Here is a 15,231-nt window from a genome sequence, read left to right on the forward strand (position 1 = left end):
GGCCCGATCCATTCGGATCGGGCCCTTCCGCGTACTATGCTCATCGGGCAGTTCTCGTGAAGGAGAAGTCGTGGGCATCCTGGAAGCCGTCGCTGTGATCACGGGCGTCGCGTCGGTGATCTACCTGGCGTACGTCCTGCTCCGACCAGACCGCATCTGATGGCGTGGTTCCTCACGGCGTCGGCGCTGCTGGCCGTCGCCCTCGTGCTCGGCCTGCTGTACCACCCGCTGGGCGACTACATGGCGGCTGTGTTCACCACGGGCCGTGATCTGCGCGTCGAGCGCCTCATCTACCGGCTGTGCGGAATCGACCCCACCAGGCAGCAGTCCTGGCGCCGCTACCTGGCATCGGTCGGGGCGTTCTCGCTGGCCGGCTTCGTGCTGCTGTACGCCATGCTGCGGCTGCAGCCGCTGCTGCCGTACTCGCTGGGGATGCCGGGGATGCGCCCCGACCTGGCGTTCAACACGGCGGCATCCTTCGTCGGAAACACCAACTGGCAGTCGTACTCCCCCGAGCAGGCCACGGGCTACGCCGTGCAGATGACGGGACTGGCCGTGCAGAACTTCGTCTCCGCTGCCGTGAGCATGGCGGTGGCCGTGGCGCTCATCCGCGGGTTCGCCTCGCTGCGGGGGCGCAGCGGCCTGGGCAGCTTCTGGGTCGACCTCGTGCGGGCGAATCTGCGCATCCTGCTGCCGCTGTCCATCGTGATGGCCGTGGTGCTGATAGCCGGCGGCGTGATCCAGAATCTCACCGGCCCCGCCTCCATCACGACCGTGTCGGGCGGCGCGCAGACGCTGCTGGGCGGTCCGGTGGCCTCGCAGGAGGCCATCAAGATGATCGGCACCAACGGCGGCGGCCTCTTCAACGCCAACTCCGCGCACCCCTTCGAGAATCCGACGGCGTGGACGAATCTGCTGCAGGTGATCCTGCTGCTGATGATCCCGTTCTCGATGCCGAGGATGTTCGGCACCATGGTGGGCGACCAGCGCGCGGGCCTCGCCCTGCTGATCACCATGATCGTGCTGTTCGCTGCGGTGTACATCCCCCTGACGATCTTCGAATACGCGGGATCGGGCACGGCGCCGATGCTTGCCGGCGGTGCCATGGAGGGCAAGGAGCAGCGCTTCGGCATCGTCGGCTCGACGCTGTTCGCGACGGCGACGACCGGCACCACGGGCGGCGCCGTGAATTCCATGCACGACTCGTACACGGCGTTCGGCGGGCTCATGCTCATGCTCGACATGACGCTCGGCGAGGTGGCGCCGGGCGGCGCCGGATCCGGCACCTACGCGCTGCTGATCCTGATGGTCATCGCCGTGTTCCTGGCGGCCCTGCTGCTGGGCCGCTCCCCCGTGTACCTCGGCAAGCGGCTGGGCGTGCGCGAGCTGAAGCTCGTCAGCATCGCCATCCTGGTGCTCCCGCTGCTGGCGCTGGGCGGCATGGCTGCGGGGTTCGCGATCCCATCGGTGCGCGCCGACCTGATGGACGCCATGAGCAACCAGGGCCCGCACGGGCTGTCGGAGGTGTTCTACGCCTTCGTGTCGGCCGCCATCAACAACGGATCCGCGTTCGCGGGCCTGAGCGCGAACGACCCGATGCTGAATGTGCTGATCGGGGTGATCATCCTGCTGGGCAGGTTCATCCCGATCGCCCTGGTGCTGGCACTGGCAGGGTCCCTGGCGGCGCAGGGCAAGGCCGCCACCAGCGGCGACCTGCCTCTGCACCGACCGCAGTTCGTGGTGCTGCTGGTGAGTCTCATCGTCTTCATCACGGTGCCGGTGTTCGTCCCTGTGCTGCTGGTCGGCCCGTTCGCCGAGGGGCTGATGGGATGAGCGGGCAGATCGTCACGACGCAGGGAGACGTGATCACCGTGAGCACCATCGGCACGGTGCTCGCCGACGCGCTGCGCAAGTTCGACCCGCGCTATCTCTGGCACAACCCGGTGCTGCTGCTCACCGAGGCCGGCGCGGCGCTGACCACCCTCATCGCGATCGCCGAGCCTTTCGCCGGAGGACCTCTGCCCTCGGGCGGCACGACCATGCCCGCCGGGTTCACCTGGATGCTCACCGCCGGCTTCTGGGCGTGCCTGTACACGGCCACGCTGGCCGAGTCGATCGCCGAGGGCCGGGGGCGCGCGCAGACCGCGTCGCTGCGGCGATCGCCGTCCGGCACGACCGCGCATCTCGTGGCCGACTACGACCGGGGACGGGATGCCGGGGCCGCGGCCGCCACGGTGATCGACATCGACGCGGGCGGCCTGCGCCCCGATGACGTGATCGTCGTCGAGGCCGGCGAGCTGATCCCCGCCGACGGCGAGGTGCTCTGGGGCGCGGCCGAGGTGGACGAGTCGGAGTTCACCGGACAGGCCGGCACCGTCATCCGTGCCTCCGATGGCGACCGCACCGGCGTCACCGGCGGCACGCGGGACACCTCCGATCGCCTCGTGGTGCGGGTGACGGCCACACCCGAATCGGGGGCGGTGGAGCAGACGATCAGGCTGGCCAGCAGATCCCGGCGGCAGAAGGCGCCGCTGGAGGTCGCGTTCAGCGCGCTGCTGGCATCGTTCTCGCTGTCGTTCGTGCTGCTGGTGCTCACGCTGAACGCCGTGGTCTCCCCCGTGGCCACTCCCGTGTCGATCCCGGTGCTGGTGTCGCTGGTGGTGTGCCTGATCCCCACCGAGATCGCGGCGCTGATGTCGGTGACCGGCATCGCCGGGATGTCGCAGCTGCTGCGACGCGGCGTGCTGGTGACCTCGGCGAAAGCGCTGGAGACCGCGGGCGACATCACGACCGTGCTGCTGGACAAGACCGGCACGGTGACCCTGGGCAACCGCACCGCGATCGCGTTCATCCCCGTGGGAGGGAACACCGTCGAGCGGCTGACCCGCATGGCCGCAGAGGCGTCCCTGGAGGACCCGACTCCCGAGGGCGCGTCGATCGTCGCCCTGGCCGCAGAGGACGGCGTGGAGCCGGTCCATCCGCACGCCGAGAGCGGCGTGTTCGTGCCGTTCAGCGCCGCGACCCGGCTCTCCGGTGTCGACCTCCCCGACGGCACGCGCATCCGCAAGGGGGCGGTCTCGGCCGTGGCCGCCTGGCTCAAGCAGCAGGGCACGCAGCCGCCGCGCGAGGTTCTCCTCGAGCTCAAGGAGGCCGCGCGGGCCATCGCCCGCACGGGTGGTACGCCGCTGGCCGTGGCCATGAAGGTGCCGGGCGACCGGGGCCGCGCTCTGGGACTCGTCCATCTGCAGGACGTCGTGAAGGAGGGCGTCCGCGAGCGGATCTCCCACCTGAGCGCGCTGGGCGTGCGCAGCATGATGGTCTCCGGCGACCACCGCCTCACGGCCGAGGCCATCAGCGCGGAGGTGGGCATCGACGAGTTCGTCGGCGACACGACGCCGGAGGGCAAGCTCGCGATCATCCAGCAGGAGCAGAAGCGCGGCCACCTGGTCGCGATGAGCGGGGACGGCATCAATGACGCGCCGGCGCTGGCGCAGGCCGACATCGGCATCGCGATGAACACGGCGACGGCGGCGGCCAAGGACGCTGCGAACATGATCATCCTCGACGACGACCCCAGCCACCTCGTGGACATCGTCGAGGTCGGCCGGCGCCAGATGGCCACCCGCGGCGCGCTGATCACGTTCAACTTCGCCAACGACGCGGTCCGCTACTTCACGCTCTTCCCCGCTCTGTTCGTCGGCGTCTTCCCGGGCCTGGACGCGCTGAACATCCTGCGCCTGCACACTCCAGCATCCGCGATCCTGTCCACCGTCATCTTCAGCACCGTGGTGATGGGCATCCTCATCCCGCTGGCGCTGATCGGAGTGCCGTACCGCACCGGGGAGCTGCGCAAGGCCCTCACCAGGAACCTGCTGATCTGCGGGATCAGCGGCATCCTGGTGCCCATCGTCGCCATCAAGGTCATCGACCTCGTCGTCAGCCTGCTGCCAGGTTTCTAGGAGGATCCCATGACCGCTCGTGCCCGTCACCCGCTGCGGATGCTGTGGACCGCGCTGCGGCTGATGCTGGTGTTCACCGTGCTGCTGGGCATCGGCTACCCGCTGGCGATCACCGCGATCGGCCAGGTGACGATGCCCGATCAGGCCAACGGCTCGCTCCTGCACCGCGCCGACGGCTCGGTGACCGGCTCCTCACTGATCGGGCAGAGCTTCACGGATGCCGGCGGGAGGCCGCTGCCGCAGTACTTCCAGCCCCGCCCGTCGGCTGCGGACTACGACACCCTGGCGTCGGGCGGCTCCAACCTCGGGCCGGAGAACCGCACGCTGGTCGCGGAGATCGTCGAGCGGCGGGCGCAGATCGCCGCGTTCGACGACGTGGATCCGGATGCCGTGCCGGTGGACGCGCTCACAGCATCCGGCTCGGGCCTGGATCCGCACATCTCCCCGGCGTACGCCGCGATCCAGGTGCGGCGGGTGGCGGATGCCCGTGGGCTGAGCGTCGGCGAGGTGAAGCGCCTCGTGTCCGCGCACACCGCCGGTCGGGACCTCGGCTTCCTCGGCGAGCCGCGCGTGAACGTCGTGGAGCTGAACCTGGCCCTGGACGCGCTGCCGCAGGGCTGAGCTCAGGCCCCGAGGGCGCGGGCGAGCTCAGGCCCCGAGGGCGCGGGCCAGCTTCGAGCCGGAGGACGGCGGGCGGCCGCCCGCCGCCTGCACTGCTCGCTCCACGGCGGCGAAGAACGCCTCGCGATCGGGACCGTCGGCGGGGGCTGCGGGCCCCAGCTCCATCTCCCACTCGCGCCAGGCGCTGTGCGTTCCCGCGCGCAGGTCGGTGGCGCGCACGTGGTCGTCGACGAACTCGGCGACCACGCCCGCAGGGCCCACGAGATGGAACGCCGTGCGGGTGTTCTCGATGCGGGCGATCGGCACGAGCGCGCCACTGGTCCACTGCCCGACGGTCTCGGCCACGGCATCCGGCATCCGGCCGTCCTCGTCCAGCGGCCAGCCGAGCTCCAGCCGGCCCTCGCCCTGGCGCGGGCCCTTGATGTGCCAGCCGGCGTCCGGGCCGCCGGTGCGGCGGCGCAGGGCGATGCCGTGCTGCGCGAGAGCGCGGTCGTCGGTGTCGAGGTAGCGGGCGTCCAGCTCGCGCAGCTCGCCCTCGGTGATGCTCAGGACTCCGGGCACGTCCGTCCAGTCCGGCAGCGGCGTGCCGGGATCCGCGTCGTACTTGCGCTCGATCTCGAAGGTGCGCTGCGGATCGCCCGCGACGCCCTCCACCGGGTCAGTCGTCACGGGGGGAGATGCCGTCCTCGGACTCGACGTACTGGAACGCCGTCTCGGTCGGGCCGTCGTGCGCGCCGGTATGGGACGGCGCGCCGTCGCGACGATAGGTGAGCATCGTCTCGCTGTAGGGCAGGATCAGGGTGCTCTGATCGGCGTCATCGAGCGGGAGGATCTGCCCGTCGAGCGGACCGCCGTGAAGTCGTGCGAGTGCCATGTGCTCACCATAACCCCCCGCGGGGACAACGAGTGAGCGCCGTGTCATCCGGCCGCGATGGCCAGCACCGCGCCGAGGATCATCCACGGCCCGAACGCGATGCGCGTGGAGCGGTTCGCGCGCCTCAGCGCCATCAGCACCAGCGCGAACAGGGCGCCCAGCACGAACGCCGCGCACGCGCCGAGCATCAGCGTCCACCAGCCGTGCCAGGCCAGCACCACCCCGATCACGGCGGCCAGCTTCACATCCCCGCCGCCCATCCCCTGCCGCGATCCCAGGTGCATGGCAGCGTAGAAGGCGCCGAGGGCCAGGCCGCCCAGCAGCGCCCGCAGCATCCGTCCGGCATCGCCAGTCGCCAGCGCCTCGACGATCACCAGCACCACCAGCATCCCCAGGGTGGGCAGCACGACGCGGTTGGGCAGCCGGTGGGTGCGCGCGTCGATGACCAGCAGCCACAGCCCGACGCCCGCCAGCGCCAGGTGCACGAGCAGCACGGTGACGGCGTGGAGAGTCATGATCGCAGGCTAGAGGAGATCGACGTCGCACGGCGGGAGCCTGTGGACAACCCCTCTCCCTGCAATGTCGGATGTGCGATCTAGTCTTCGAATCGGACTTGAAATATTCGAAATTAGATTCGAGGATGGATACATGGGGATCGGGACGATCGCGGCGCTCTCCCCCGCCGATGAACGCGCGGGGGACATCCTTCGGCTGCGCCGTGAGATCAGCCGGATGCAGCGCCGCCGCAGCGAGGATGCCGTGCTGCCGCTGCACCCCGCGCTGGCGGAGCTGCTCCCCGGCCGGGGGCTGCAGACCGGTACGGTGTACTCGGTCTCGCCCTCGCCGAGCCTGATCCTCGCGCTGATGGGCGCCGTCTCGCAGCGCGGCAGCTGGTGCGCGGCGGTGGGCATGCCCACGCTGGGGCTGGAGGCGGCGGCATCCTTCGGCGTCGACCTGTCCCGGCTGATCCTGGTGCCCTCGCCGGGGCAGCGCTGGCTGGCCGTGATCTCGGCACTGGCCGAGGTGGTGCCGCTGATCGCCGTCAGTCCCGGCTCCGCGGTGCGGGATGCGGATGCCGCACGCCTTTCGGCCCGGTTGCGCGACCGCGGATGCACAGTGCTGGCCGCCTCGTCATGGCCGCAGAGCGAAGGGCTGATCAGCCTGCACGACCCGCACTGGTCGGGGATCGGCGAGGGCTGGGGCCTGCTGTCGGATCGCACGGTGACGGTGACCGCGCAGACCCGGTCGACCCCGCGCCCGCAGAGCCTGCGCGTGCAGCTGCCGGGCGGGCTCGGCGGAGTGCAGGCCGTCCCCGGCTCCCTGCCGGACTCCCTGCCCGCCCACCCCCGCTGGGCGGTGGCGTGATGGACGCGCTCGCTCCCCTGCGGATGCACGTGCTGTGGTTCCCGGACTGGCCGCTGCGCGCGGCCCTGGGCGCCGCTCCACCGCATCCGCCCACCGCCCTCGTGCACGGCAACGTCATCACGGCCTGCACGGACTCGGCCCGCGCGCACGGTGTGCGGGTCGGTCAGCGCCGGCGGCTCGCGCAGGGCAGGCTGCCGGCGCTGCGGATGCTGCCGCACGACACCGCGCAGGATGAGCGCGCCTTCCGACCGGTGCTGCGCCTGATCGAGGCGCATGCACCGGGCGTGCACCTGCTGCGCCCTGGCCTGGCGGCACTGCGCTCCCGCGGGATCTCGCGCTACCACGGCAGTGAGGAGCAGGCCGCAGCCGCCCTGCGGCAGATCCTCGGCGAGGCGGGGTACCCCGAGGTGCGGATCGGCGTGGCCGACGGGGCGTTCACCGCCGAGCTGGCGGCACGAGGATCCGGGGACGAGGGCTGGGCGGTGATCCCTCCCGGTGATGCCGAGTCTTTCCTCGCACCGCTGCCACTCGAGGTGCTGGGCGAGCCGGAACTCGCCGAGCTGCTGCGGCGGCTGGGCGTCGGCACGCTGGGCGGGTTCGCCGCCCTGGACGCGCTCTCGGTGCGGGAGCGGTTCGGTGAGCAGGGAGCCCGGCTGCACGCGCTGGCACGCGGTGCGGATTCTCGGCCGCTGACGCCCCGCGCACCCGACCCGCAGCTGAGCAGGCGCGTCGAGTTCGAGACGCCGCTGGGACAGTCCGATCAGATCGCGTTCGCCGTGCGGCAGACGGCGGATGCCGTGATGCTGGCCCTCGCCGACGCCTCGCTGGTGTGCACGGAGGTGCGCATCGACCTCACCGACGACGACGGGGCGGTCACCTCGCGCACCTGGCTGCATCCGACCTGCTTCGACGCCCCCGACCTGGTGGACCGGGTGCGCTGGCAGCTGGAGTCGCTGGCTCCGCCCGCCTCGGACAGCGGGCAGGACTCCGACGCCGCGCACGCCTTCCGCGGGATCGTGGGGGTGCGCATCGCGCCCGTCGCGGTCGACGATGCGGCGCACCACCAGCCGGGGCTGTTCGGCTCCGGCACCGATGAGCGCCTGCATCACGCCGTCTCGCGCGTGCAGACCATGCTCGGGCACGCCGGGGTGACCACGGCATCCGTCTCCGGCGGTCGGATGCTGGCCGACCGGCAGCTGCTGACGCCCTGGGGCGAGCGCCCTGTCGTCGAGCGCGATCCCGGCCGCCCGTGGCCGGGAAACCTGCCGGATCCACTGCCGGCGGAGGTGTTCACGCCGATGCGGCCCGTGCACGTGACCGGAGCCGGCGGCGCGGTGATCAGCGTCGACGCCCGTGGCGCCCTGTCCTGCCCGCCCGCGCTCGTCGACGACAGCGAGGTGATCGGCTGGGCGGGCCCCTGGCCCGTGCACGAGCACCGCTGGGATGCCGCCAGGGCTCGTTCCGGAGAGCGCTTCCAGCTGCTGGACCGGCAGCACCGCGCCTGGCTCGTCTTCCACTCCGGGGGGTCCTGGTGGGCCGAGGGGAGGTACCGCTGATGGGCTTCAGCAATCCGCCGCTGACCTGGAAGGCGCTGCAGCGCACGCTGGAGGCGCCCACGGCCCCGGCATCCGCGGAGCCGCTCGCCCCGCGCCAGGACCCCGGCCCGCTGAGCAGGCACCGGCCGCCGGCATCCGCTCCTCCCGTCACCCGACCTGCGGATGCCGTGCCCTATGCCGAGCTGCACGCGCACTCGTCGTACTCCTTCCTCGACGGAGCCTCCTCCCCCGACGACCTGCTGGCCGAGGCGGAGGCCCTGGGGCTCACCGCCCTCGCCATCACCGATCACGACGGCTTCTACGGTGCGGCGCGGTTCGCCGAGGCCGCCGAGTTCACCGGCGTGCAGACCGTATTCGGCGCGGAGCTGTCGCTGGGCTCGGCGGACGGGCTGAAGGCCCCCAGCCGCACCGGCTCCCCCGATCCGCTCGGCGAGCACCTGCTGGTGCTGGCGAACGGAGTGGAGGGCTACCACCGACTGGCCGGCGCGATCACCCGCGCCCAGCTGCGCGGCGGCGAGAAGGGCAGGCCGCAGTACGATCTCGACGATCTCGTCACCGCCGCCGGCGGGCACTGGACGATCCTGACCGGATGCCGCAAGGGCGCCGTGCGGCAGGGGCTGGAGGGCGGAGATGCCGGCAGACCGCTGCGCCGGCTGGTCGATCTGTTCGGCCAGGACCACGTGGCCGTCGAGCTCATCGATCACGGCGACCCTCAGGACACCCGCCGCAACGACGCCCTCGCCGAGCTCGCCGCAGGTCTCCGCCTGCCGATCGTCGCCACCGGCAACGTGCACTACGCCACCCCCGAGCGGGCAGGGCTGGCCGAGGCCGTCGCCGCCGTGCGCGCCACCCGCAGCATGGACGACCTCGACGGCTGGCTGCCCGCGCACGGGGCCGCGCACCTGCGCAGCGGCGCCGAGATGACCGCGCGCTTCCGCCGGTACCCCGGCGCCATCGCGAACGGGCTGCGCATCGCCGCGGACGCCGCGTTCCCGCTGCGGCGGGCCAAGCCCGACCTGCCGCTGCAGGAGGTCCCCCCCGGTGAGACGCCCATGAGCCACCTGCGGATGCTGGTGTGGCAGGCGGTGCCGTCGAGGTACCCGCGGCTGGACGATGCCGGGCGGGCGCGCATCGCCCGTGAGCTGGACGTCATCGAGGAGAAGGACTTCCCGGGCTACTTCCTCATCGTGCACGGCATCGTCGAGGAGGCCCGCCGCCGCGGCATCCTGTGCCAGGGCCGGGGGTCGGCTGCGGCGAGCGCGGTCTGCTACCTGCTGGGGATCACCGCCGTCGACCCGATCCTGTACGGGCTGCCGTTCGAGCGGTTCCTCGCCACCACCCGCAGCGAGGAGCCCGACATCGACGTGGACTTCGACTCCAGCCGCCGCGAGGAGATCATCCAGTGGGTGTACGCCGCCTACGGCCGCGAGCGCGCCGCGCAGGTGGCCAACGTCATCCAGTACCGGCCGAAGAACGCCGTGCGCGACATGGCCAGGGCCCTCGGTCACTCCCCCGGGCAGCAGGACGCCTGGTCCAAGCAGGTCGACGGCTGGAGCGCGGGGATCGAGCCCGCGGTCGACAACGACATCCCCGCCGACGTGCTGTCCTACGCCGGCGAGCTGCTGAAGGCGCCCCGCCACCTGGGCATCCACTCCGGCGGGATGGTGCTGACCGCCCAGCCGGTGGGCGAGGTGGTGCCGGTGGAGCACGCCCGCATGCAGGATCGCACGATCATCCAGTGGGACAAGGACGATGCGGCCTGGATGGGGCTGGTGAAGTTCGATCTGCTGGGCCTGGGGATGCTGTCGGCACTGCGGCACTGCTTCGACCTGATCCACGAGGCCACCGGCGAGGCGTGGACGCTGGCCGGCATCCCGAAGGAGGAGCAGGCCGTCTACGACATGCTGTGCCGGGCGGACTCCATCGGCGTGTTCCAGGTGGAGTCGCGTGCGCAGATGGGGCTGCTGCCGCGCCTGCAGCCGCGGGAGTTCTACGAGCTGGCCATCCAGATCGCGCTGATCCGTCCCGGCCCCATCCAGGGCGGCGCCGTGCATCCATTCGTGCGGCGCAAGCTGGGGCAGGATGCCGTGACCTATGCGCACCCGGTGCTGGAGCCGGTGCTGGCCCGCACGCTGGGAGTCCCGGTTTTCCAGGAGCAGCTGATCCAGATGGCGACGGTGCTGGGCAACTGCACGGCCGACGAGGCCGACCTGCTGCGCCGGGCCATGGGCTCCAAGCGCGGGCTGGAGAAGATCGAGCGGATCAGGGAGTCGCTGTACGCGGGGATGCGCGAGAAGGGGCTGAGCGAGGAGCTCTGCGACCGCATCTACGCGCAGATCCAGGCGTTCTCGAACTTCGGCTTCGCGGAATCCCACTCGCTGTCGTTCGCGCTGCTGGTGTACGCCAGCTCGTGGCTGAAGCTGCACTATCCGGCGGCGTTCCTGGCGGGTCTGCTGCGCTCGCAGCCGATGGGGTTCTACTCGGCGTCATCGTTGACCGCCGACGCCCGCCATCACGGGGTGCGGGTGCTGCGGCCCGACCTGCACGCCTCCGGCGCCCTGGATGGCCTGGAGCGCGTCGAGGATGGTTCAGGCCCCACGGGCCTGGACTCCTGCCTGATCGCCCCGCAGCCGCCCATCGGCAGGTTCGACCGCACGGCGCCCGATGTCTCCGCCGCGCACCGCCGCGACGGCCGGTTCGCGGTGCGACTCGGCTTGTCGGGGGTGCGCGGGATCGGCGTGAAGCTCGCCGAGCGCATCGTCGCCGCGCGCGACGAGCACGGCCCGTTCCGCGATCTGCACGACCTGGTACGGCGCACGGATGCCACGGCCGCGCAGCTGGAGGCGCTGGCGACGGCCGGGGCCTTCGAGTGCCTGGGGCTGACCCGACGCGAGGCCATCTGGCTGGCGGGGGCCGCCGCCGAGGACAGGGCGCGCTTCCTGCCCGGCACCACGGTGTCCGTGCAGCCGCCGCTGTTCGCCGACCAGTCCGGGTACGAGAGGCTGGCCGCCGACCTGTGGTCCACCGGCGTCTCCACCGACGATCATCCGTTGACGCACCTGCGCGCGGCGCTCGATGCCCGCGGCGTGCTGACCTCCGCGCAGCTGCGCACCCACGAGGCGGGCAGGCGCATCGAGGTGGCGGGCGTCGTCACGCACCGCCAGCGTCCGGCGACCGCCAGCGGCGTCACCTTCCTCAACCTCGAGGACGAGCACGGTCTCGCCAACATCATCTGCACCACCGGCGTGTGGAATCGCTACCGGCGGATCGCCCGCGACTCCCCCGCACTGATCGTGCGCGGCATCCTGGAGCGCTCGCCCGAGGGCGTCTCGAACGTGCTCGCGGACGCCTTCGAGGATCTGCGGACCGGTCTCGCGCACCGGTCGAGGGACTTCCGGTGAGCATGGTGCGAACCCACTCAGGCCCGCGCGATCGGCACCGACCAGAGCACCTCGGTCTCGCAGTACCCCTCACGCGCGTACAGTCGGCGGGCGGCATCGTTGCTGCCGAACACGTTCAGTGCCAGCACCTCGAGCCCCGCGCGGGCGGTCTCCGCAGCCGCGGCGCGCAGCGTCTGGGTGCCCAGGCCCTGCCCCCGTCGATCCGCGTCCATCGCGATGTCATAGATGAACGCCTCGCCGTCGCCGAGATGAACCCACAGGATCCCCGCCCGTCGGTCATCACGGTCGCGCACGATCCACAGCCGATGGTCGGGCGTGCGGGGTCCGAAGGGCAGCAGCTCGGCCATCTGCGCCGCAGCCACGCGACGGGAGTCCTCGATCGTGGGCTCCGAGCCCGAGGCGAACCGCTCCTGGGCGTAGTCCTCGTCGGCGACGGCCCGGTAGGCGGAGAAGTCGTCGTCGTCCATCGGCACCAGCCGGATGCCGATGAACTCGGGCACCTCGACGACGGCGATCCGCATCTTCGTCGCCACTCTGCGCGCACGAACATGCTCGGCGAGCTCCGCCATGTGCTCCTGGCCCGCGTACGCGCTGAACTGCCAGCTGCCCGACCAGCCGGCATCCGTCGCCAGCGAGTCCAGCAGCGGCCACAGCACGGCGGCACCCAGCCCCGGCGCGTGCACGTCGGCCAGCACGACCCCGTCCTTCCCGGGCAGCGCCCAGACGATGGCCGTGTCGCCGGCGGTCGTCCAGATCTCGCCGCGATCCTGCTCGGGGACGGCCGCCTCGATCCCCTCCGCGACAGCCTTCGCCGTGTGCGCGCGCGCCACCGCATCCGCCAGCAGCTCACGGCGACGCGCCGTCCCGGCGGCCTGGATCCAGGTCACCAGTATCGGTCCCCCGGCTCGGTGGGCGTCTTGTCCGCACCGCCCCAGCGGTCGGATTCCGCCTTGGCCGCCTCTGCAGCGGATGAGGCCTCTCGCAGCGCCTCCTCGGCGTCAACGGCGGCCGGCCGTTCGGGCGCCTGCGGTCGTTTCTTCTCCATGACCACACTCTAGGCACCTGCAGTGCCGGGCGGGCAGAGCGGTGTCAGTCCTCCAGCTGCCGGGCCCACGCTTCGTCGCCCGGGGCGATCTCGTTCGCCATATCGCGGAGGAAGCGAATGACGACCTCCCGCTCGGCCGACGTCAGGCGCGCTGCCGCGTAGAACCGCTTCGACTGCTGTCGGCCCACGCTCTCCATGGCGGCGCGATGCGTCGCGGGAGTGATGGAGATGGCCAGCGCGCGGCGATCGGTCGGGTGGGGCGCGCGTACGACGTGCCCTCCGCGCTCCAACCTGTCCAGCAGCTTGGTCGTCGAGGCGGACGAGATCCGCAGATGGTGCGCGATGCCGCCGGGGGTCGCGATGATTCCGCGGTGGGAGCACACGATCAGGTAGTGCAGCGCGCGCATGTCGGTGTCGCCCAGCCGCATGTAGCGCCGGGATGCTTCGGAGAGCTGCTCCTCGGCCTCTCGCAGCTCTCCGAGCGCGGCCATCAGCGCGTTGATCTGACGGATCTCGGCCACGGGGATGCCGTCGCGCTGCACCAGGACGTGCTCGGGATCGCTGTAGTCGACGTCGTAGAGGTCGGCGACCTCGAGGCCGTCCGGAGCCGGCGATGCGGAGCGCACCGGGTCGGCGGGAAGAGCGGATTCCTCGGACATAGGAGCATTCTATTCAATTGCTGGAATCAAGCCAGGTTGTTTTCTCGCTTGGCTAGCAATATCCTCTTCCTGGGAACACTCGAGAAAGGCCCGCCATGTCGCTTCGCTCCGAAAGCACGCACCGATCCTGGCCGCGGGTCCTGCTCTCCTCGGCCCTCATCCTGATGTGGCTGGTGGGTGCGGGTCTGGGCGGACCGCTGTTCGGCCGGGTCGATGAAGTCTCCTCCAACGACGCCACCGCGTATCTTCCGGATTCGGCGCCCGCCACCGAGGTGCAGAGATCCCTCGGCGACTTCCTCGGCTCCGACTCGATCCCCGCCGTGGTGGTCTTCTCGTCCGAGACGAAGATCGACGACGCGGTGAAGGGCGAGCTCACCACCGCGCTCGACGCGGCCACCGATGCAGAAGGCGTGAAGGACGGCTCCTCCCCCGTCCTGCTCTCCGAGGACGGTCTGGCCGCCCAGGCGTTCGTCCCGATCGATGCGGATGCCGATGTCGGCGAGGTCTCCGCGGCGCTGTCCTCCGATCTGAAGAAGAGCGTCCCCGACGGTGTCGCCGTGCACATCACCGGGCCCGCCGGCTTCACGGCCGACCTGCTGGCCGGATTCTCGGGGATCGACGGCATCCTGCTGCTGGTGGCGCTGCTGGCCGTGCTGGTGATCCTCGTGATCGTCTACCGCTCTCTGCTGCTGCCGGTGATCGTGCTGTGCACGAGCCTGTTCGCGCTGTGCGTTGCGCTGCTGGTGGTGTGGTGGGCGGCGAAGCTCGACATCCTGCTGCTGAGCGGGCAGACGCAGGGCATCCTGTTCATCCTCGTCATCGGCGCCGCCACCGACTACTCGCTGCTGCTGGTCTCGCGGTTCCGCGAGGAGCTGCACGCCACCTCCGACCGCTGGGCGGCCGTGCGCGGAGCCTGGAAGGGCGCGTTCGAGCCGATCCTCGCGTCGGGCGGGACCGTGATCGCGGGTCTGCTCTGCCTGCTGCTGAGCGATCTGAAGTCGAACAGCACGCTCGGCCCGGTCGCGGCGATCGGGATCGTGTTCGCCATGCTGGCCGCACTCACGCTGCTGCCGGCGTTGCTGGGCCTGTTCGGCCGGGCCGCCTTCTGGCCGCGCCGACCGAAGCTCGAGCCCGAGTCGGCGACGCCGGGGGATCCGCTCCAGGGCCGCGGTCCGTGGCAGCGCCTGGCCCGCGGCATCCGCCGTCATCCGCGCGCGATCTGGATTCCCACCGCGCTGGTGCTGGCGGTCGCCGCCGTCGGCGGTCTGCAGTTGAATGCCAGCGGCGTGCCGCAGTCCGACCTCGTGCTCGGCTCGTCCGAGGCGAGGGACGGCCAGGCCGTGCTGGGCCAGCACTTCCCCGGCGGATCGGGCAGCCCGGTGTACGTGCTCGTGGAGCAGTCGCGCCTGCAGGACGCTGCCGATGTGCTGCTGGCGGACAAGGGCATCGACGGCGTCTCGGTGACGGCATCCGACTCCCCCTCGGGCAGCGCGCCGGTCACCGAGAACGGGATCACCGCGCTCGGGCGCCCCGGCACGCCTGCTCCCGATCCGACGGTCGAGGACGGCCGGGTGCTGCTGCAGGGCACTCTGACGGATGCCGCTGATTCGCCGGCTGCCGAGCGCACCGTCCAGCGGCTGCGCGCAGACCTCACCGGTACGGATGCCCTGGTGGGCGGCGTCACCGCGACAGCGGTCGACACGAACGCGGCGTCGATCCACGACCGCAACCTCATCATCCCGGTGGTCCTG

General features: G+C 71.5%; 14 protein-coding genes. 8 read left to right on the forward strand and 6 right to left on the reverse strand.

What is annotated here, in order from left to right; genetic code table 11:
* Window positions 1-70 precede the first annotated feature (70 nt).
* Genes WA967_RS06145 through kdpC form a run of 4 tightly spaced genes read left to right on the forward strand, consistent with a single transcriptional unit; the run spans window position 71 to window position 4,580 of the window.
* Window positions 71-160 carry a potassium-transporting ATPase subunit F gene (locus WA967_RS06145; RefSeq protein WP_298861038.1) on the forward strand — a complete coding sequence of 30 codons (90 nt, stop codon included), beginning with the start codon at window positions 71-73 and terminating at the stop codon, window positions 158-160.
* Window positions 160-1,833 (forward strand): potassium-transporting ATPase subunit KdpA, encoded by a 1,674-nt coding sequence (gene kdpA / locus WA967_RS06150; protein WP_424420107.1) that lies wholly within the window; start codon window positions 160-162, stop codon window positions 1,831-1,833. The genes WA967_RS06145 and kdpA overlap by 1 nt, the downstream gene beginning before the upstream one ends.
* Window positions 1,830-3,959 (forward strand): potassium-transporting ATPase subunit KdpB, encoded by a 2,130-nt coding sequence (gene kdpB, locus WA967_RS06155; RefSeq protein ID WP_424420109.1) that lies wholly within the window; start codon window positions 1,830-1,832, stop codon window positions 3,957-3,959. Before kdpA ends, kdpB begins: the two co-directional genes overlap by 4 nt.
* Before the next feature lie 9 nt (window positions 3,960-3,968).
* Entirely contained in the window at window positions 3,969-4,580 is a 612-nt protein-coding gene (gene kdpC, locus WA967_RS06160; protein WP_424420111.1) for a potassium-transporting ATPase subunit KdpC, read from the forward strand.
* A 27-nt stretch (window positions 4,581-4,607) separates the two neighbouring features.
* On the opposite strand, the gene WA967_RS06165 is transcribed toward kdpC, so the two are convergent.
* From WA967_RS06165 to WA967_RS06175, 3 genes are read right to left on the reverse strand one after another with little or no spacing between them, the layout of a single operon-like run.
* Window positions 4,608-5,249, reverse strand: coding sequence for a CYTH domain-containing protein (locus tag WA967_RS06165; RefSeq protein ID WP_424420113.1), 642 nt, complete (start codon window positions 5,247-5,249; stop codon window positions 4,608-4,610).
* A complete protein-coding gene (locus WA967_RS06170; RefSeq protein WP_424420115.1) occupies window positions 5,239-5,454 on the reverse strand; it encodes a response regulator in 216 nt (71 codons plus the stop codon). Before WA967_RS06170 ends, WA967_RS06165 begins: the two co-directional genes overlap by 11 nt.
* A gap of 44 nt (window positions 5,455-5,498) precedes the next feature.
* Entirely contained in the window at window positions 5,499-5,969 is a 471-nt protein-coding gene (locus WA967_RS06175; protein WP_424420117.1) for a prepilin peptidase, read from the reverse strand.
* Window positions 5,970-6,102: 133 nt separating this feature from the next.
* On the opposite strand from WA967_RS06175, the gene WA967_RS06180 reads away from it, so the two are divergent.
* The 3 genes from WA967_RS06180 to WA967_RS06190 are packed head-to-tail and all read left to right on the forward strand — an operon-like array spanning window position 6,103 to window position 11,776.
* Window positions 6,103-6,819, forward strand: a complete 717-nt coding sequence (locus WA967_RS06180; RefSeq protein ID WP_424420119.1) for a hypothetical protein — start codon at window positions 6,103-6,105, stop codon at window positions 6,817-6,819.
* Window positions 6,819-8,375, forward strand: coding sequence for a DNA polymerase Y family protein (locus WA967_RS06185; protein WP_424420131.1), 1,557 nt, complete (start codon window positions 6,819-6,821; stop codon window positions 8,373-8,375). Before WA967_RS06180 ends, WA967_RS06185 begins: the two co-directional genes overlap by 1 nt.
* Window positions 8,375-11,776 (forward strand): error-prone DNA polymerase, encoded by a 3,402-nt coding sequence (locus tag WA967_RS06190; protein ID WP_424420121.1) that lies wholly within the window; start codon window positions 8,375-8,377, stop codon window positions 11,774-11,776. The genes WA967_RS06185 and WA967_RS06190 overlap by 1 nt, the downstream gene beginning before the upstream one ends.
* Before the next feature lie 17 nt (window positions 11,777-11,793).
* On the opposite strand, the gene WA967_RS06195 is transcribed toward WA967_RS06190, so the two are convergent.
* The 3 genes from WA967_RS06195 to WA967_RS06205 are packed head-to-tail and all read right to left on the reverse strand — an operon-like array spanning window position 11,794 to window position 13,480.
* Window positions 11,794-12,663, reverse strand: coding sequence for a GNAT family N-acetyltransferase (locus WA967_RS06195; RefSeq protein ID WP_424420123.1), 870 nt, complete (start codon window positions 12,661-12,663; stop codon window positions 11,794-11,796).
* Window positions 12,660-12,821 carry a hypothetical protein gene (locus WA967_RS06200; RefSeq protein ID WP_424420125.1) on the reverse strand — a complete coding sequence of 54 codons (162 nt, stop codon included), beginning with the start codon at window positions 12,819-12,821 and terminating at the stop codon, window positions 12,660-12,662. The genes WA967_RS06195 and WA967_RS06200 overlap by 4 nt, the downstream gene beginning before the upstream one ends.
* 44 nt (window positions 12,822-12,865) lie before the next feature.
* Window positions 12,866-13,480, reverse strand: a complete 615-nt coding sequence (locus WA967_RS06205) for a MarR family winged helix-turn-helix transcriptional regulator (protein ID WP_424420127.1) — start codon at window positions 13,478-13,480, stop codon at window positions 12,866-12,868.
* 95 nt (window positions 13,481-13,575) lie between these two features.
* Here WA967_RS06205 and WA967_RS06210 point away from each other — a divergent pair.
* Window positions 13,576-15,231, forward strand: a 1,656-nt coding sequence (locus WA967_RS06210; protein ID WP_424420129.1) for an MMPL family transporter, incomplete at its 3' end; no start/stop codon positions are given.

This window comes from Microbacterium sp. (genome assembly GCF_049650565.1).
Lineage (GTDB): Bacteria > Actinomycetota > Actinomycetes > Actinomycetales > Microbacteriaceae > Microbacterium.